At 70.4% G+C, this 18,045-nt stretch carries 15 protein-coding genes; 2 read left to right on the top strand and 13 right to left on the bottom strand.

What is annotated here, in order from left to right:
• Positions 1 to 15: 15 nt before the first annotated feature.
• A complete protein-coding gene (locus tag BKA18_RS09100; protein ID WP_366046253.1) occupies positions 16 to 1,125 on the top strand; it encodes a mechanosensitive ion channel family protein in 1,110 nt (369 codons plus the stop codon).
• A gap of 54 nt (positions 1,126 to 1,179) precedes the next feature.
• Here BKA18_RS09100 and BKA18_RS09105 read toward each other — a convergent pair whose 3' ends face one another.
• The 4 genes from BKA18_RS09105 to BKA18_RS09120 form a co-directional block, all read right to left on the bottom strand.
• A complete protein-coding gene (locus BKA18_RS09105) occupies positions 1,180 to 2,775 on the bottom strand; it encodes a Na+/H+ antiporter (protein WP_366046254.1) in 1,596 nt (531 codons plus the stop codon).
• Between the two features lie 140 nt (positions 2,776 to 2,915).
• A complete protein-coding gene (locus BKA18_RS09110; protein ID WP_366046255.1) occupies positions 2,916 to 3,857 on the bottom strand; it encodes an RluA family pseudouridine synthase in 942 nt (313 codons plus the stop codon).
• 86 nt (positions 3,858 to 3,943) lie between these two features.
• Positions 3,944 to 4,546 (bottom strand): signal peptidase II, encoded by a 603-nt coding sequence (lspA, locus tag BKA18_RS09115; protein WP_366046256.1) that lies wholly within the window; start codon positions 4,544 to 4,546, stop codon positions 3,944 to 3,946.
• Positions 4,547 to 4,668: 122 nt separating this feature from the next.
• Positions 4,669 to 5,517, bottom strand: coding sequence for a TraR/DksA family transcriptional regulator (locus BKA18_RS09120; RefSeq protein WP_366046257.1), 849 nt, complete (start codon positions 5,515 to 5,517; stop codon positions 4,669 to 4,671).
• A gap of 616 nt (positions 5,518 to 6,133) precedes the next feature.
• Here BKA18_RS09120 and ileS point away from each other — a divergent pair.
• Positions 6,134 to 9,286, top strand: coding sequence for an isoleucine--tRNA ligase (gene ileS, locus BKA18_RS09125; protein ID WP_366046258.1), 3,153 nt, complete (start codon positions 6,134 to 6,136; stop codon positions 9,284 to 9,286).
• Between the two features lie 174 nt (positions 9,287 to 9,460).
• Here the strand turns inward: ileS and BKA18_RS09130 are convergent, their stop codons facing one another.
• The 9 genes from BKA18_RS09130 to ftsW all read right to left on the bottom strand — a co-directional run bounded on the left by BKA18_RS09130 (position 9,461) and on the right by ftsW (position 18,019).
• The gene (locus BKA18_RS09130) at positions 9,461 to 10,573 is read right to left on the bottom strand and encodes a DivIVA domain-containing protein (protein ID WP_366046259.1); all 1,113 of its coding nucleotides are present in this window, start codon (positions 10,571 to 10,573) and stop codon (positions 9,461 to 9,463) included.
• Between the two features lie 49 nt (positions 10,574 to 10,622).
• Entirely contained in the window at positions 10,623 to 10,916 is a 294-nt protein-coding gene (locus BKA18_RS09135; RefSeq protein WP_006606159.1) for a YggT family protein, read from the bottom strand.
• A gap of 67 nt (positions 10,917 to 10,983) precedes the next feature.
• Positions 10,984 to 11,604: a cell division protein SepF gene (locus BKA18_RS09140; RefSeq protein ID WP_147249460.1), complete on the bottom strand. Its 621-nt coding sequence runs from the start codon at positions 11,602 to 11,604 to the stop codon at positions 10,984 to 10,986.
• Positions 11,605 to 11,726: 122 nt separating this feature from the next.
• The gene (locus BKA18_RS09145) at positions 11,727 to 12,449 is read right to left on the bottom strand and encodes a YggS family pyridoxal phosphate-dependent enzyme (protein WP_366046260.1); all 723 of its coding nucleotides are present in this window, start codon (positions 12,447 to 12,449) and stop codon (positions 11,727 to 11,729) included.
• Positions 12,446 to 13,210, bottom strand: a complete 765-nt coding sequence (gene pgeF, locus BKA18_RS09150; protein WP_366046261.1) for a peptidoglycan editing factor PgeF — start codon at positions 13,208 to 13,210, stop codon at positions 12,446 to 12,448. Before pgeF ends, BKA18_RS09145 begins: the two co-directional genes overlap by 4 nt.
• A 14-nt stretch (positions 13,211 to 13,224) precedes the next feature.
• Positions 13,225 to 14,451, bottom strand: coding sequence for a cell division protein FtsZ (gene ftsZ / locus BKA18_RS09155; RefSeq protein WP_366046262.1), 1,227 nt, complete (start codon positions 14,449 to 14,451; stop codon positions 13,225 to 13,227).
• Between the two features lie 281 nt (positions 14,452 to 14,732).
• On the bottom strand, positions 14,733 to 15,548 hold the full coding sequence (locus BKA18_RS09160; protein ID WP_040899457.1) for a cell division protein FtsQ/DivIB: 816 nt from the start codon (positions 15,546 to 15,548) through the stop codon (positions 14,733 to 14,735).
• A 23-nt stretch (positions 15,549 to 15,571) separates the two neighbouring features.
• Positions 15,572 to 16,663, bottom strand: coding sequence for an undecaprenyldiphospho-muramoylpentapeptide beta-N-acetylglucosaminyltransferase (murG, locus tag BKA18_RS09165; RefSeq protein WP_093482732.1), 1,092 nt, complete (start codon positions 16,661 to 16,663; stop codon positions 15,572 to 15,574).
• A gap of 6 nt (positions 16,664 to 16,669) precedes the next feature.
• A complete protein-coding gene (gene ftsW, locus BKA18_RS09170) occupies positions 16,670 to 18,019 on the bottom strand; it encodes a putative lipid II flippase FtsW (RefSeq protein ID WP_429638271.1) in 1,350 nt (449 codons plus the stop codon).
• Positions 18,020 to 18,045: the final 26 nt, after the last annotated feature.

The following is an 18,045-nucleotide window of genomic DNA, read 5'->3' on the forward strand; positions in this document are numbered from 1 at the left end:
TAGAGGAGGAGTCCCGTGTCACCTGAGGACGTACTGCGTCCGGTCGTCGTCATCGGCGGCTCGGTCCTGCTCACCCTCGTCCTGGTCTGGCTCGCCGACCGGGCACTGGTCCGGATCGATGCCGCGCACCCCGAGACGCCCCTGTGGGGACTGCTGCGGCGCTGCCGGATACCGCTGCAAGTGGCGCTGTGCGCGGCGCTGTTGCGCGGCTCGTACGACGCGACCGCGGTCCAGCTCATCGACGCCCATGCGGTGGGCATCGGCCAGGCGCTGACCCTGGTGCTGATAGCGGCCACCGCCTGGCTGGTGGTCTGGGCCGCGGCGGCCATCGTCGAGTCGTCGTACTCGCGCTATGCGGCCGGCGCCCGGGACGCGGCGCGGGTGCGCCGGGTGCGGACCCAGGTGACGCTGATCCAGCGGGTGGTCACGGCCGTGGTGATCGTCGTCGCGGCCGCCTCGATGCTGCTGACGTTCCCGGCGATGCGGACGGTGGGCACCTCCATGCTGGCGTCCGCCGGGCTGGTGGGCATCGTCGCCGGTATCGCCGCCCAGTCCACCCTCGGCAATCTCTTCGCCGGGCTGCAGATCGCCTTCGGCGACATGGTGCGGATAGGGGACACGGTCGTCGTGGACGGCGAGTGGGGCACCGTCGAGGAGATCACCCTGACCTTTCTGACCGTCCGGACCTGGGACGAGCGCCGGATCACCATGCCGGTGTCGTACTTCACCGGCAAGCCGTTCGAGAACTGGTCGCGCGGCGGTGCGCAGATGACCGGCACGGTCCTGCTGCACCTCGACCACAGCGCGCCGGTGGAGAAGATGCGGCAGCGGCTGCTGGAGATCCTCCAGGAGTGCCCGGAGTGGGACGGCCGGGCCTGGAGCCTGGTGGTGACCGACACCACACCGTCCACGATCGTGGTCCGTGCCCTGGTCACCGCCCGGGACGCGGACACCATATGGACGGTGCGCTGTGTGGTCCGCGAGCGGCTGCTGGAGTGGCTGCAGGCCGAGCACGCCTACGCGCTGCCGCGGATCACCACGGCACCGGCGCAGCCGGAGGTGCCGCCGGCCCGCCGAGGTGACCAGGCCGGCGCGGACGCGGGCGCCGAGCCGCCGCGCGGCTGAAGCGCGGGCCGGGCCCCCGTACAGCCGTCCCGCGACGGCTGGCCGGCGGTGTCGTCAGGGCGTACCCCGCAGGCTGCGCACGTCCAGATGCCGCAGCACCCGGTCGACGACCTCCGGGTCCGCGCCCGGTTCGCTGCGGGCCGCCAGCACCTCGTGCCGGGCGGCGGAGAGCATCTCGCCCTGGATGCGCTGCACCTTCTTCATCCGGGCGATGCGCTTCTCGAAGAGCTCGCGCCGCTCGTCGTCGACGATCTCCGGCGCGATCCGGGCGCCGATGTCGTGCGCCCGGCGGGCCAGCTGCTCGCTGATCTCGTCGGGCAGCTCCTCGACCTCCAGGATCTCCTTCAGCCGGCGCTTGGACGCCTTGATCACCCGCAGCGCCAGCTCCCGCTCCAGCGCGTCGACCGCATCGGTGTCGGCCCGCACCCGCAGCCGGCGCACCAGCCAGGGCAGCGTGAGGCCCTGGATGATCAGGGTGGAGAGCACCACCGCGAAGGCGATGAAGAGGATGTCGTCGCGGGCCGGGAAGTCGTTGCCGCCGTCGATGGCGTACGGAATGGCCAGCGCCAGCGCCACCGAGGCCACCCCGCGCATCCCCGCCCACCACATGATGAGCGTCTCCCGCCAGCTCATCGGGATGTCCTCGTCGTAGTCGCGGCGCTTGTGCATCCGCTTGGCCAGCCAGGCGGCGGGCAGCAGCCACAGCAGCCGGACGCCGACGACCACCCCGACGACGGCGGCCCCGGCGCCGAGCAGCTGGCCCCAGCGGTGCGAGGCGGCCCCGAAGATGTTGTGCAGCTCCAGGCCGATCAGCCCGAAGGCGACACCGGTGACGAGGGTGTCGACGACCTCCCAGAAGGTGTAGCCCGCGAGCCGGCCCCGCACGTCGTCCGCGTCGACCGCGTGCTCGGCGAGGAAGAGCGCGCAGGTCAGCACCGCCAGCACGCCCGACCCTTGGAACTCCTCGGCCAGGACGTAGGAGACGAACGGCACCAGCAGCGTCAGCCCGATCTGCAGCGTCGGATCATCGAGCAGCCCCATCAGCTTGTTGGTGACCCAGCCGAGCCCCAGGCCGACCGCTATGGCGACCACCGCGGACAGCACCAGCGAGCCGAGCGCGGCGGGCACCGAGAAGGTGCCGGTGACCGCGGCGATCAGCGCGACGTGGTAGAGCACGATCGCGGTGACGTCGTTGAACAGCCCCTCGCCCTCCAGGATGGAGACCATCCGGCGGGGCAGCCCCAGCTTGCCGGCGACGGCGGTCGCGGCCACCGGGTCGGGCGGTGCGACCAGCGCCCCGAGCACCACCGCAGCGGCCACCGGCAGACCGGGCACCACCGCCTGGGCGACGGCGGCCACCGCGGCGGTGGTGGCGAAGACCAGCGCCACCGCGAGCAGGAAGATCGGCCGCAGGTTGGCGGTGAACTGCCGCCAGGAGGTGCGCTGCACCGCCGCGTAGAGCAGCGGCGGCAGCACCACCGGCAGGATGAATTCGGGCGGTACCTCGACGTTGGGCACGAACGGCAGCAGCGCCAGCACGGCACCGGCCAGCGTCATCAGTACCGGTGACGGGAGCCCCAGCCGGTCGCCGACCGGAACCATGACCACGGCTCCGAGCAGAAGGACGAACATCAGAGCCAGCTGGTCCACGGTGGCTACGCTCCGGGGTGGTCGGATTCGATCACTTTCCGCCCCAGCCTGCCACGGCGCCGACCTGGACCCGCCGTGCCGGTGTCCGTTCTGTGGCAGTTCGCCGCTGTGTCAGTTCGCCGCCGCGCGTCCGGGCGGCGTCAGCTGCTCTCGTCCCGCACGGTGTCCAGCGCGCGCTGCAGATCGTCCGGGTACGTGCTCTCGAACTCCACCCAGCGGCCGTCGGAGGGGTGCTCGAAGCCCAGCCGGACCGCGTGCAGCCACTGCCGGCCGACGCTCAGCCGCTGGGCGAGGGTCGGGTCCGCGCCATAGGTCAGATCGCCGACGCAGGGGTGGCGGTGGGCGGCCATGTGCACCCGGATCTGGTGGGTGCGGCCGGTCTCCAGCTTGATGTCGAGCAGGCTGGCCGCGCGGAACGCCTCGATCAGGTCGTAGTGCGTGACCGACGGCTTGCCCTCGGCGGTGACGGCCCACTTGTAGTCGTGCTGCGGATGCCGGCCGATGGGGGCGTCGATGGTGCCGCTCATCGGGTCCGGGTGGCCCTGCACCAGGGCGTGGTAGCGCTTGTCGACCGTGCGCTCGCGGAACTGCTGCTTGAGCAGGGTGTAGGCGCGCTCGGACTTGGCGACCACCATCAGGCCCGAGGTGCCGACGTCGAGACGGTGCACGATGCCCTGGCGCTCGGCGGCGCCGGAGGTGGAGATGCGGTAGCCGGCCGCGGCCAGTCCGCCGATGACGGTCGTACCGGTCCAACCCGGGCTCGGGTGCGCGGCCACTCCGACCGGCTTGACGATCACGACGATGTCGTCGTCGTCATGCACGATCTCCATGCCCTCGACGGGTTCGGCGACGATCTCGACGGGCGGCGCGGCCTGCGGCATCTCGACTTCCAGCCAGGCGCCGCCGTGCACCCGCTCCGACTTCATCACCTCGGAGCCGTCGACCCGGACCCTTCCGGAGGCCGCGAGTTCGGCCGCCTTCGTACGGGAGAAGCCGAACATCCGGGCCAGCGCGGCGTCGACGCGCTCGCCCTCCAGGCCGTCCGGTACGGGCAGGGTGCGGATCTCGGGAATGGTGCTCACCCCACGAGTATGGCAGTTACGCCATGGTGTCCTGCCCGGCGGTTGGCGGCGGCGGGCCCGCGAGGCGCCCGCCCCCGCCGTACCGGTCAGTCCTTGTGGACGGTCCCGTCGGGGTCGAGGCCACGGAAGGACAGGATCACGATCAGGATGCCGCCGCAGACGATCGCGGAGTCGGCGAGGTTGAAGACCGCGAAGTGCGCGGGGGCGATGAAGTCGACGACCGCACCCTCGAAGACGCCCGGCGTGCGGAAGATCCGGTCGGTGAGGTTGCCGAAGGCACCGCCGAGCAGCAGCCCGAGCGCGATCGCCCAGGGCAGGCTGTAGAGCTTGCGGGCGATCCGGGCGATCACCACGATCACGGCCGCCGCGATGAAGGTGAGGAAGATCGTCAGCGCCTCGCCCATACCGAAGGCGGCACCGCGGTTACGGATCACCGTGAACTGCAGCAGCGTCCCGATGACCTCGATGGGCGCGTGGTGCTCCAGCTTCGCCACGACGAGGAGCTTGCTGCTCAGGTCGAGCAGGTAGACCAGGAGCGCGACCAGCAGCAGGGCGAGGATCCGCCGCTTGCCGCGGCCGGCGTCCCGCCCGGACTGCGCCGGCCCGTCCGCTTCGGCCCCCGTGATGGGATCCGCTCCGGCACCCTGCTCGGGTTCCGGCGTGCCGGTGATGCGTTCCGCCTCTGCCACGTGTGAGTCCCTCAGCCCGTCGTGTCCACGGCCGGGCCCCGCCCGGCTGAACCACGAGAGTACGGCACGCCTCCACGGACGCGGGCGGTCCGGGTGCCGCCCCGCGACGACCTCCGGCCGCCTCAGCGGCGCTCCTGCTTCTGCTTGCACTCCACGCACAGCGTCGCGCGCGGGAAGGCCTGCATCCGTGCCTTGCCGATGGGGTTGCCGCAGTTCTCGCACAGCCCGTAGGTGCCCGCATCCAACCGGCCGAGGGCCCGTTCGGTCTGGTGGAGCATCTCGCGGGCGTTGGAGGCGAGCGCCAGCTCGTGTTCGCGGGTGATGTTCTTGGTGCCGGTGTCGGCCTCGTCGTCGCCCGCGCCGTCGCCGTCACGCATCAGCCCGGCGATGGCGTTCTCGGCCGAGACGATCTCCAGCCGCAGCCGCGCCGCCTCGTCCATCAGCTCGGTCCGGGCCGCGGCGACCTCGGCCGGCGTCCAGGGGTCCTCACCGGCCCGTACGGCGAGCTCGCCGGGCGCCGCGGCCACCTTGACCGTCGGCACCGCGGACTTGTTGCCGGCCGCCCCGGCCCTTGCGGCCGCAGTCTTCTTCGCCACCACCGTTTTGGCTCCCGTCTTCTTAGCGGGCACCGCGGCCGTCTTGGCCGGAGCCTTTTTCCCGGTCTTCTTCGCGGTCTTCTTGGCCGCTGCCTTCTTCGCCGCCGGCTTGGCCGCTGCCTTCTTCGCGGCGGTCTTCTCGGCGGTCTTCTCGGCGGTCTTCGCCGAGGCCTTCTTCGCCGGCGCGGCCGTCTTGGCCGTGGTCTTCGACGGGCGGGCCGCGCCGTCCGCCGTCTTCTTCGCCGCGGTCTTCTTGGCCACCGTCTTCTTGGCCGCGGCCTTCTTCGGAGCTGTCTTCTTCGGTGCAGGCTGCTTCGCGACGGCCTCGTCGGCAGGCGTCGTGCTCTTCTCCGCGGCGGTCTTTTTCGCCACCATGGCCGCGACCCCTTCACATATGTGACTTTGTTCGCGAATCGTGACGGGAACGATAAATCGCCACGCGCCACGCGGCAACGGGACGCACCGCCCCTCAGGCCCTGCCTACCGGCCCGGACGTCCGGTCTGTCTCGGTTGTGCCCCGCCGTCCGCCCGGTAATCCGCCGGGCGGGGCGGCACCCGACTGCTCGCCATTCGGGTCACTTCGAGGGGCCGGCACGCCCCCGCGGAGCGCCGGTGCCCGGCCCGCCCGCACGCCGGCGGAAAACCGGTCGGCCGCGGTCGGCGCGGCCCCGTACACTGTGGGGGTGCCCCCTGCTCGAGCGGAGTCGAGAGCTCGGGGGACCAGCGAGAGGCATTGACGGGACGAGTAGCGCCGTACGCAGCCAGCAGCGACCCGGGGACGGTGGAAGCCCGGGGGCGTGCACGACGTGAAGATCACCCCGAGCCGCCGGAAGAAAGCCCGCAGAGCACCTGCGGGCGAGTAGAACCGGCAGCGCGACCCCAATGAGGGGGCGGTGCGACGGCACCGCCAAGGAGGGTGGTACCGCGGGAGCCCAGGCTCTCGTCCCTCCGGACGGAGAACGCAGCAGGTGTCCGCCGGAGGAAGCCCCCGATGAGTCCGCAGCCCCAGTACCGCCAGGTACCCGCCCAGGTAGACCTCCCCGCCCTTGAGCACGCCGTGCTCGAGTTCTGGCAGGAGCAGAAGGTCTTCGCCCGCACCCTCCAGCAGTCCGAGGGACGGCCCGAGTGGGTCTTCTACGAAGGCCCCCCGACCGCCAACGGCATGCCCGGCGCGCACCACATCGAGGCCCGCGTCTTCAAGGACGTCTTCCCCCGGTTCCGCACGATGCAGGGCTACCACGTCGACCGCAAGGCCGGCTGGGACTGCCACGGCCTCCCGGTCGAGCTGGCCGTGGAGAAGGAGCTGGGCTTCAACGGCAAGAAGGACATCGAGGCGTACGGCATCGCCGAGTTCAACGCCAAGTGCCGCGAGTCGGTGACCCGCCACACCGACGCCTTCGCCGAGCTCACGACCCGTATGGGCTACTGGACCGACCTGGATGCCCCGTACCGCACGATGGACCCCGACTACATCGAGTCGGTGTGGTGGTCGCTGAAGGAGATCTTCGGCAAGGGCCTGCTGGTCCAGGACCACCGTGTCGCCCCCTGGTGCCCGCGCTGCGGCACCGGCCTGTCGGACCACGAGCTGGCGCAGGGCTACGAGACGGTCGTCGACCCCTCGGTCTTCGTCCGCCTCCCGCTGACCTCCGGTCCGCTGGCCGGCCGGGCCAAGCTCCTCATCTGGACGACCACCCCCTGGACCCTGGTCTCCAACACCGCCGTCGCCGCCCACCCCGACGTCACCTACGTCGTCGCCACCGACGGCAGTGAGCAGCTGGTCGTCGCCGAGCCGCTGCTGGAGAAGGCGCTCGGCGAGGGCTGGAGCACCACCGGCGAGTCGTTCACCGGCCGCGAGATGGAGCGCTGGTCCTACGAGCGCCCCTTCGACCTCGTCGAGCTGGACGGCGCCAACATCGTCGTCAACGCCGAGTACGTCACCACCGACGACGGCACCGGCCTCGTCCACCAGGCCCCGGCCTTCGGTGAGGACGACCTCAAGACCTGCAAGGCCTACGGCCTGCCGGTGATCAACCCGGTCCGCCCGGACGGCACCTTCGAGGAGGGGCTGGACCTGATCGGCGGCCAGTTCTTCAAGAAGGCCGACGAGGCGCTGGTCGCAGACCTCGGCGCCCGCGGTCTGCTCTTCCGGCACCTCGCCTACGAGCACAGCTACCCGCACTGCTGGCGCTGCCACACCGCGCTGCTCTACTACGCCCAGCCGTCGTGGTACATCCGCACCACCGCGATCAAGGACGCCCTGCTGCGGGAGAACGAGAACACCAACTGGTTCCCGGAGTCCGTCAAGCACGGCCGCTATGGCGACTGGCTGAACAACAACATCGACTGGGCACTGTCCCGCAACCGCTACTGGGGCACCCCGCTGCCCATCTGGCGCTGCGAGGAGAAGCACCTCACCTGCGTCGGCTCGCTGGCCGAGCTGACCGAGCTGACCGGCACCGACCAGTCGGACCTGGACCCGCACCGCCCGTTCATCGACGAGATCACCTTCGCCTGCCCGACCTGCCAGGGCACCGCGACCCGCGTCCCGGAGGTCATCGACGCCTGGTACGACTCGGGCTCGATGCCGTTCGCGCAGTGGGGCTACCCGTACCGCAACAAGGAGCTGTTCGAGAAGCGCTACCCGGCGCAGTTCATCTCCGAGGCCATCGACCAGACCCGCGGCTGGTTCTACACGCTGATGGCCGTCGGCACCCTCGTCTTCGACAAGTCGAGTTACGAGAACGTGGTCTGCCTGGGCCACATCCTGGCCGAGGACGGCCGGAAGATGTCCAAGCACCTGGGCAACACCCTCCAGCCGATCCCGCTCATGGACCAGCACGGCGCCGACGCGGTCCGCTGGTTCATGGCCGCCGGCGGCTCCCCGTGGGCCGCCCGCCGGGTGGGCCACAACACCATCCAGGAAGTCGTCCGCAAGACCCTCCTCACGTACTGGAACACGGTCGCCTTCCAGGCGCTGTACGCCCGTACCTCGAACTGGGCGCCCTCCGCCGCCGACCCGGCCCCCGCCGACCGCCCGCTGCTGGACCGCTGGCTGCTCGGCGAGCTCAACACCCTGACCGAGCAGGTCACCGTCGCCCTGGAGTCCTTCGACACCCAGCGCGCCGGCAAGCTCCTCTCCTCCTTCGTCGACGACCTCTCCAACTGGTACGTCCGCCGCTCCCGCCGCCGCTTCTGGCAGGGCGACGCGGCCGCGCTGCGCACCCTCCACGAGGTCATCGAGACCGTCACCCGCCTCATGGCGCCCCTCACCCCGTTCATCACCGAGCGGGTCTGGCAGGACCTGGTCGTCCCGGTGACCCCGGACGCCCCGGATTCGGTGCATCTCGCGAGCTGGCCGGTCGCCGACAAGGCCGCCATCGACCCGACGCTGTCCGCCCAGATGCTGCTGGTCCGCCGGCTCGTCGAGCTGGGCCGCGCCACCCGCGCCGAGTCCGGCGTCAAGACCCGCCAGCCGCTGTCCCGCGCACTGGTCGCGGCCCACGGCTTCGCGGCCCTGCCCGAGGACCTGCGCGCACAGATCACCGAGGAGCTCAACGTCAGCTCGCTGGCCTCGCTCTCGGAGGTCGGGGGCTCCCTCGTCGACACCACCGCCAAGGCGAACTTCCGTGCCCTCGGCAAGCGGTTCGGCAAGGGCGTCCAGGCGGTCGCCAAGGCCGTCGCCGGCGCGGACGCCGCGGCCCTCTCACTCGCCCTGCGCGAGGGCACGGCAAGCGTCGAGGTTGACGGCGAGACCGTCTCCCTCGCCCCCGACGAGGTGATCATCACCGAGACCCCGCGGGAGGGCTGGTCGGTGGCCTCCGACGCGGGGGCGACGGTCGCCCTCGATCTGGAGATCACTCCCGAGCTGCGCCGGGCGGGCCTGGCCCGCGACGCGATCCGGCTGATCCAGGAGGCCCGCAAGAACAGCGGTCTGGACGTCGCCGACCGGATCGCGCTGCGCTGGCAGTCCACCGACGAGGAGGTCCGCACGGCCCTGGCCGACCACACCGGCCTGATCTCCGACGAGGTGCTCGCCACGGACTTCGTGAACGAGCAGCACACCACCGACGAGGCGAACGGTTCCTACGGCCCCGAGTTCACCGACGAGGCCCTGGCCCTGACCTTCCGTCTCCGCAAGGCGTAACCCCGGGCACCGCCCGTACGAAGCCCCCCGGCGCAGCCCGCGCCGGGGGGCTTCGCCGTCCCCGCACCCACTCCCGGCCGCCTGGACAAGTCCACACAAAAGGGCCGGGCCCCGAAGGAATGTTCTTCCTTCGGGGCCCGGCCCTGATTGCCGACGGCGCGCGCTACGCGGGCGTCAGTTGTCGTCCTCGTCGATGAGGAAGCCACGCATCGGCGACGGCGTCTGCTGCATCGGCTGCGGGCTCTGCGGCCGCACCGGAGCCATCGGCTGGGTCATCGCCGGCGACATCTGCTGCTGACCGCCGTAGGACGGACCGCCGCTGGACTGACCGGCCATGGAGTGGTTGCCACCACCCATGGACTGACCGCCACCCATGGTGTGGTTGCCGCCCATGGCACCCGCACCGGCCGACGCCATCGAGGGCGACGGCGGCAGCGAAGCGGTCGCCGGGGTCCGCGGCGGGGCCAGCGAGTCGTCGGCCTGGTTCTCCAGCTGACGCAGCTGGCTCTCCAGGTAGGACTTCAGCCGCGTGCGGTACTCGCGCTCGAAGCCGCGCAGGTCCTCGACCTTGCGCTCCAACGTCGCGCGGGCCGACTCCAGCGAGCCCATCGCCACGCGGTGCTTCTCCTGCGCGTCCCGCTCCAGCGCATCGGCCTTGGCGCGGGCGTCCCGCTCCAGGCCCTCGGCACGGCTGCGCGCCTCGCCGACGATCTTGTTGGCCTCGGAACGGGCCTCCGCGATCGCCTGGTCGGCGGTCTGCTGTGCCAGCGACAGCACGCGTGCCGCGCTGTCACCGCCCGGGCCGCCCTGCTGGCCGCCGGGGCCGGGCAGCTGGGGTCCACCGGGGCCGCCCATCGGGCCGCCCATGGGACCACCGGGACCCATCGGACCGGGGCCGTGCGGGCCCTGCGGGCCGTGGCCACCGGGACCAGGAGGCAGCTGCGGTGCTCCACCGGGCAGTTGGGGAGGGCCACCCATCCCCTGCTGCTGCTGCGGCGGCACCGGCTGCGGACCGGATATGGCGGCGGGCACGGGAGCCCCGGGCCTCTGCTGCTGCTCCTGCTGCTGGTCCGGTCCCTTGCGCAGACCCTGCTGCTGCTGGTTCTGCGCGGCGGCGCGGGTGGCAGCGGCAAGCTTGGCGCGGAGGTCCTCGTTCTCCCGCAGGAGCCGGGTCAGTTCGGCTTCGACCTCATCGAGGAAGGCATCGACCTCGTCCTCGTCATAGCCTTCTCGGAGGCGGACGGTCGTGAACTGCTTGTTCCGCACGTCCTCGGGGGTCAACGGCATCTCTACTTCACCTCAACGTAGTCGTCGGCAATCGGCAAGACCGTATCGTTCACACCAACAACACCGACCTCACGACGGTGATCAGGATGTACACGATGATCATCAATACGAAGAAGGACAGGTCGAGCGCCACGCCCCCGAGACGCAGCGGCGGAATTACCCGCCGCAGAAGCTTGAGTGGCGGATCAGTGACAGTGTAGGCGGCCTCAAGAACGACCACCATCGCCTTGCCGGGTTGCCATGAACGGGCGAATTGGAACACATAGTCCATCACCAGCCGGAAGATCAACACGATCAGGAAGCAGTACAGCGCGATGTAGATCACCTGACCAAAGACACTCATCTCGCGCTGTCCCTCTCCCCTTGCTCCTGTGCAGACCTTACGGCCCTGGTGTGCCCGGTGTTGCGTCTCAGCTCTGGTTGAAGAACCCGCCCTCTGCGATACGGGCCTTGTCCTCCGCCGTGACATCGACGTTAGCAGGAGACAACAGGAACACCTTCTGCGTCACCCGCTCGATACTGCCGTGAAGACCAAACACCAAACCGGCCGCAAAGTCGACAAGTCGCTTCGCATCGGTGTCATCCATCTCCGTCAGATTCATGATCACCGGAGTGCCCTCGCGGAAGTGTTCCCCGATGGTACGGGCTTCGTTGTAGGTCCGGGGGTGGAGTGTGGTGATGCGGTAGGGCTCCCGCTCGGACACAACCTTGGGCATGATCACCGGTGCGTTCTTCTCCAGATTTGGACGTTCGGGTGTGATGGATGACACGGGGGCGATTCGCGCGGGTCGTCCGCTTTCCGCGGTGAGCGGAGCCGGTTCGCGTTGCGCCGGAGGTGTCACAGCACGGACGGGTTCCTCCCTTTCCGGGGGGATTTCGGGCTGAGCCTGGTGCTGTTGACGCCGCCCCCGATCGGGTTCCGGGTCAAGCTCGGGCTCGAACTCGTCGTCGGGGTCGAACCCCCGGCCGTCGTACCCATCGTCCTCCACGAGGCCGAGGTAGACCGCCATCTTGCGCATCGCGCCGGCCATTCTCTGCGTCCTCCGCTCTGTGGTGGATCGGCTCCGTCAGCAGGGGCCTTGGATCCACGCGGCCTGCCCGCTTTTGCGGGAATGACCATATTTTGTGCTGTGGTCCGACTTGCTTGGCGACGTTACCGGAGCCGTGGTCGGACTCCGAGCACCGCAGTGCCGACGCGCACATGTGTCGCCCCGGCTGCCACGGCATCTTCGAGGTCCGCGCTCATGCCTGCTGACACCATGTTGGCAGCAGGATGCAGCGCGCGCAGGTCGGATGCGATTTCCATGAGCCGTTCGAAAGCGGCGAGTTCACGGCCCGCGTACGGCCCGGCCAGCGGTGCGACGGTCATCACACCGTCCAGGCGCAGCCCTTGGGCCCCGGCGATGGTCTCGGCAAGTGCCTCGACTCCGTCCGGCGCCACCCCGCCCCGGTCCCCCCGCTCCCCCGACTCCGCGTCGAGCGCCACCTGGATCAGGCAGCCCAGTTCGCGCTCGGCGCGCACCGCCTCCCTGGAGAGGGCGGTGGCGAGCCTGGCCCGGTCGACCGACTGAACAACTCCGGCATATCCGGCCACGGACCGCACCTTGTTCGTCTGCAACTGCCCAACGAAGTGCCAATTAAGCGGCAAATCTCCGCATTCCGCGGCCTTGGGCGCGGCCTCCTGGTCACGGTTCTCCGCGACCTGCCGTACCCCCAGCTCCGCGAGCAGCCGTACATCGCTCGCGGGGTAGGTCTTGGTGACCACGATCAGGGTCACCTCGTCGCGCGGCCGGCCGGCCTTGGCGCAGGCGGCGGAGATACGTTCCTCCACCTGCGCCAGGTTGTGTGCCAGCTGCGTCTTACGGTCGTCCGTCACGACTCTGCCTCCCCCAGCCCCGGGCCGGGGGCGCCCCCGAGCCACACATAGCTCGCGAGCCGCCCCGTCGTACGGTCGCGCCGGTAAGAAAAGTGGTCCGCGGACTCGCGGGTGCAGATGTGGGAATCCTCACGCAACGGCACGCCCGCCGCGGCGAGTTGGGCCCGTACGCCTGCGGTGACGTCCACCGCGGGAGTGCCCCAGCCGGTCGTCGCCCGGGCCTCGGGCACCACGGCGGCGACATCGTCGCGCATCGCCTCGGGCACCTCGTAACACCGCCCGCAGATCGCGGGTCCGGTGTACGCGACGATCCGGGCCGGCTCCGCGCCCTGCCGCACCATCGCCTCGACGACCGCCGGGACGACCCCGGCGACCAGCCCGGGCCGGCCGGCGTGCGCGGCCCCCGCGACCCCGGCGACCGGGTCGGCGAGCAGGACCGGGGTGCAGTCGGCCGTCAGCACGGCGAGCGCAAGACCCCGGCGAACCGTCACCACCGCGTCGACACCGGGGACGTCCTCGTCTCGCCACGGTCCGTCGACCACGGCGACGTCCCGGCCGTGGACCTGGTTCATCCAGACCACCGCGGCCGGGTCGAGGCCGAGTTCCGCGGCGGCGCGCGCACGGTTGGTGCGTACGGCCTGCGGGTCGTCGCCGACCGCGCCGCCCAGGTTGAGCTGCTCATACGGAGCGGCGCTCACCCCGCCCCACCTGTCGGTGAAGGCGAAGTGCGCGCCGCTCTCGTGGTGCTGTTTCCCTATCACTTCGCTGCTTTACATCACTTCAGGAAGTCGGGGACGTCCAGTTCCTCGGCCGCGGAGTCCGAGTACGGACGGGCCGGGGGAACCTGCGGGGCGCTCGCCGGGGGCGAGGAGACCTCGCCCAGCGAGGAGGACTCGGCCGAGGCCGGCTCCTCGTCGCGTACGGGCACCGAGCCCAGTCCGCCGAAGGACGACGAACGCGGCTCGGGCGGAGCGACCGGACGGCTCGGAGCCGGGGCGGGCTCCTCGCGCTTCGCGGTGGACGCGGCGGACTGTGAGTCGCGGCGGGCCGGCGGCTGACCGCCGTCGAAGCCCGCGGCGATGACCGTGACCCGGACCTCGTCGCCCAGCGCGTCGTCGATGACCGCACCGAAGATGATGTTGGCTTCCGGGTGTGCCGCCTCGCTGACCAGCTGCGCGGCCTCGTTGATCTCGAAGAGACCGAGGTCGGAGCCGCCGGAGATGGAGAGCAGCACGCCGCGGGCGCCGTCGATGGACGCCTCCAGGAGCGGCGAGGAGATCGCCATCTCCGCGGCGGCCACCGCGCGGTCGTCGCCGCGCGCCGAGCCGATACCCATGAGGGCGGACCCGGCCTCGGACATCACGGACTTGACGTCGGCGAAGTCGAGGTTGATCAAGCCCGGGGTGGTGATCAGATCGGTGATGCCCTGCACACCCGACAGCAGCACCTGGTCCGCGGACTTGAACGCGTCGAGCACGCTCACCTGACGGTCCGAGATGGACAGCAGCCGGTCATTGGGGATCACGATGAGGGTGTCGACCTCTTCGCGCAGCTGGGCGATGCCGTCCTCGGCCTGGTTGGCGCGACGGCGGCCCTCGAAGGTGAACGGGCGGGTGACCACACCGATCGTCAGGGCGCCCAGCGAGCGCGCGATGTTGGCGACGACGGGGGCGCCGCCGGTACCGGTGCCGCCGCCCTCTCCGGCGGTCACGAAGACCATGTCGGCCCCCTTGAGGACCTCCTCGATCTCCTCGCGGTGGTCCTCGGCCGCCTTGCGACCCACATCCGGGTTGGCGCCGGCGCCGAGCCCGCGCGTCATTTCGCGGCCGACGTCGAGCTTGACGTCGGCGTCGCTCATCAGCAGCGCCTGCGCATCGGTGTTGATCGCGATGAACTCGACGCCCTTGAGCCCGACCTCGATCATCCGGTTGATGGCGTTCACGCCACCGCCGCCGATGCCGACGACCTTGATGACTGCGAGGTAGTTCTGCGGTGCTGCCACGTCGAAGGCCTCTCGCCTCGAGTTACGTGTCGTCGCCGCACTGCGTGTGGACGCCGACTGATGCCGATGGGACGGTTCGTAGTGCCGACCCGAACCCTAACGTTGAAGTTTAGGGTTACCTGTGCCTGTGTTCCTTGGTTCCATAGTCCCTTTGGAACGAGACACTAAGTCGACAAGGCGCGCACGTTCAACGAACACGCCGAACCTCCCGTTTTTCTTTTCACCCTATGTGATCACCCATAGTCGTAGCCATCCAGGGTGCTGGCCTGCGGCTACGGACGTCAACTCCCGGATACGGCAGGGGCGCTGGGGACCGACACATCGAAGTGGCGCGCGTCACGCGCGGCTTTCACCAGCGCGGCCAGCACCTTTGCCTTTTCGGCGCCCTGTTCGCGACTACCCCAGGCGACGGTGCGACCGTCCGCCAGTTCGAGGGAGATGGCGTCATAGGACCGGACCCGGACCTTCCGGAGGTCCTTGCGCAGCGCCACGGGAAGATCCTGGGCGACCTCGACCGCAGAGCGTCGCAACCGGTCGGTTCCGAACTGATGCAGACTCGGAGAGTCGGATGCGATCATTTCCAGAAGCGGAACACCCTTGGGGGCCGCCTTCACGGTGGCGAACCGGACGCCTTCGGCGTCCACTTCGACAAACTTTCCGCCCGATCGCATCAGCAGTTCCGGCATTCTTTCGGTCACATTCAGACCGATTGTGTTCGGCCAGGACCGCTCGACGTCCACGGTCTTGATGCGCGGCAGCCGGGCGCGCAGCCGGCGGGCCAGCGCCTCGGTGTCCACGGAGGCCAGCGGGGCGTTCATCGGGGCATGCGCCGCGGCAACGACCTCATCCGGCGTCAGCACCTCGGTACCGGTGGCCTTGACGCGTTCCACCCGCAGCCAGTTCGACGCGTAGAGCACCCAGGCGCCGAACGCGCCGAGCAGCACCACGCCGACCAGGATGATGATCAGACTGCGGCGGCCCGGCGCGCGAACGGGAAGGCGCACCCACCGGAGTCTTCGCCCCGGGGGCGCCTCGGCGGAGGGCGGGCCGGACGGTGACTTCTGCTCGCCTCGACGGGCGGTTGCCGGTCCGGCCACGCTCCCCTGCCTTCTCTCGTGCGCTACTTGTTGTGCTGCGCGATCGCCTCGTACACCATGCCGACCAACAGCTCGTCGGCGTCCCGGCGGCCGAACTCGGAGGCCGCGCGCGACATCTCGTACAGCCGGTGCGGATCGGCCAGGACCGGGAGCACATTGCTCTGCACCCAGTCCGAGGTCAGCTGGGCGTCGTCGACCAGCACACCTCCGCCGGCGTTGACCAGCGGCTGGGCGTTGAGCCGCTGCTCGCCGTTGCCGATGGGCAGCGGGACGAACGCGGCCGGGAGCCCGACGGCGGACAACTCGGCGACGGTCATCGCGCCCGCGCGGCAGAGCATCATGTCGGCCGCGGCGTACGCGAGATCCATCCGGTCCACGTACGGTACCGGGACATAGGGGGGCATCCCGGGCATGTTGTCCGCGTGCGGCAGTTCGTTCTTCGGGCCGACCGCGTGCAGGACCTGGATACCGGCGCGCTGGAGGGCCGGCACGGTGGCCTGGATGACCTCGTTGAGCCGGCGGGCGCCCTGGGAACCGCCGGACACCAGCAGCGTCGGGAGGTTGGGGTCGAGGCCGAAGGCGGCCCGCGCCTCGGGGCGGACCGCGGCACGGTCCAGGGTCGCGATGGTGCGGCGCAGCGGGATGCCGACGTAGCGGGCCCCGCGCAGCTTGCTGTCGGGGGTGCTGACGGCGACGAACTTGGCGTACCGCGAGCCGATCTTGTTGGCCAGACCGGGCCGGGCGTTGGCCTCGTGGACGATGATCGGCACTCCGAGCCGCTTGGCGGCCAGATATCCGGGCAGCGCCACATAGCCGCCGAAGCCGACGACGCAGTCGGCCTTGGTGCGCTCCAGGATCTGTTCGGCGGCCTTGATCGTGCCGCGCAGCCGCCCGGGGACGGTGATCAGTTCCGGCGTGGGCTTGCGCGGCAGCGGGACGGCGGGGATCAGCCCCAGCTCATAGCCGCGCTCCGGGACGAGCCGGGTCTCCAGGCCCTTCTCCGTACCGAGTGCCGTGATCCCCACGGTGGGGTCCTGCCTCCGCAGTGCGTCCGCGAGGGCGAGCGCGGGCTCGATGTGGCCGGCGGTCCCCCCACCGGCGAGTACGACATGCACCGAAATTCACCGCTCTCCGGACGGCCGCTTCTTGACGCGCCGTCTCATCGTCTTCCATCTCACCCCAGCCGCTCTTCTGCCGAAGACCGGCTTCCGCTTCGACCGGGCCGTCAAGGCCGCCCGTGCAGCGGGCTCGTCACGCGCGAAGGCGATCAGCAGCCCGATGGCGAACATCGTCGGCAGCAGGGCGGAGCCTCCGTAGGAGAACAGCGGGAGCGGGACACCGGCGATCGGCAACAGGCCGAGCACCGCACCGATGTTGATCACGGCCTGAGCCGTGATCCAGGTGGTCACACCTCCCGCGGCGTACCGTACGAAGGGGTCCTCCGTGCGTCCGGCCACGCGGATACCCGCATAGCCTAGAGCCGCGAAGAGGGCGAGCACCGACAGCGTCCCCGCCAGACCCAGTTCCTCCCCGGTGATGGCGAAGATGAAGTCGGTGTGCGGTTCAGGGAGTTCTCCCCATTTTTCCATACTTGCGCCGAGGCCGGAACCGAAGAATCCGCCGGACGCCAGGGCATAGATGCCGTGCACGGCCTGCCAGCACTGGTCCCCGGGCCCCGGATCGGTGGCTCCGATGCAGGCCAGGCGGGACATCCGGTTGGCGCTGGTCTTGATCAGCAGCGCCCCGATCAGCGTGGCGGCGCCCAGCACCCCCACGAACAGCCTGGTCGGCGCACCGGCCAGCCACAGCAGCCCGAAAAGGATCGCCGTGAGAATGATCGCGGTGCCCATGTCACCGCCGAGCATGATCAGCCCGAGCAGCAGAAAGGCCACCGGGATCAGCGGCACCAGCAGGTGCTTCCACTGCACCAGCAGTTTCTTGTCCTGTTTGCGGGCCAGCAGATCGGCGCCCCACAGCACCAGCGCGAGCTTGCCGAACTCGCTCGGCTGCATCTGGAACGGGCCGCCGAGGTTGATCCAGTTCTGGTTGCCGTTGACCGCGACCCCTATCCCGGGGATCTGCACCAGGCACATCAGGAAGACCGAGCCGGCCAGCAGCGGATAGGCCAGCCCGCGGTGCAGCCGTACCGGCATCCGGGAGGCGGCCAGCAGCAGCCCGCCGCCGAGGACCGCGGCGAGCAGCTGCTTGCGGAAGAAGTACGCCGGGGCCAGGCCGGACTGCAGCGCCTTGATCTGGGACGCCGAGTAGACCATCACCAGGCCCAGCACGGTGATCAGCAGGCTGCCGCCGAGGATCAGGTAGTACGCGGTCAGCGGACGGTCCCAGGCGCGCTTCACCCTGGCCAGGAAGCCCCGGGGGCCACCGGGGACGCGGCCGCCGCGCGGCCCCCGCACCATGGCGGGGCGGCGCGGCGGACGCGGCAGGGGCGCCATCGGCGATCGGGCCGTCATCCTCGTCCCCTCCACAGGTACGCGCC

It is taken from the genome of Streptomyces auratus, from assembly GCF_050433025.1.
GTDB lineage: Bacteria > Actinomycetota > Actinomycetes > Streptomycetales > Streptomycetaceae > Streptomyces > Streptomyces sioyaensis.

Bases quoted from the DNA above. Each gene is read 5' to 3' on its own strand.
- ftsW (WP_429638271.1), bottom strand. From the start codon at position 18,019: ATGACGGCCCGATCGCCGATGGCGCCCCTGCCGCGTCCGCCGCGCCGC.
- BKA18_RS09130 (WP_366046259.1), bottom strand. From the start codon at position 10,573: ATGCCGTTGACCCCCGAGGACGTGCGGAACAAGCAGTTCACGACCGTC.
- BKA18_RS09120 (WP_366046257.1), bottom strand. From the start codon at position 5,517: ATGGTGGCGAAAAAGACCGCCGCGGAGAAGAGCACGACGCCTGCCGAC.
- BKA18_RS09135 (WP_006606159.1), bottom strand. From the start codon at position 10,916: ATGAGTGTCTTTGGTCAGGTGATCTACATCGCGCTGTACTGCTTCCTG.
- BKA18_RS09140 (WP_147249460.1), bottom strand. From the start codon at position 11,604: ATGGCCGGCGCGATGCGCAAGATGGCGGTCTACCTCGGCCTCGTGGAG.
- ileS (WP_366046258.1), top strand. From the start codon at position 6,134: ATGAGTCCGCAGCCCCAGTACCGCCAGGTACCCGCCCAGGTAGACCTC.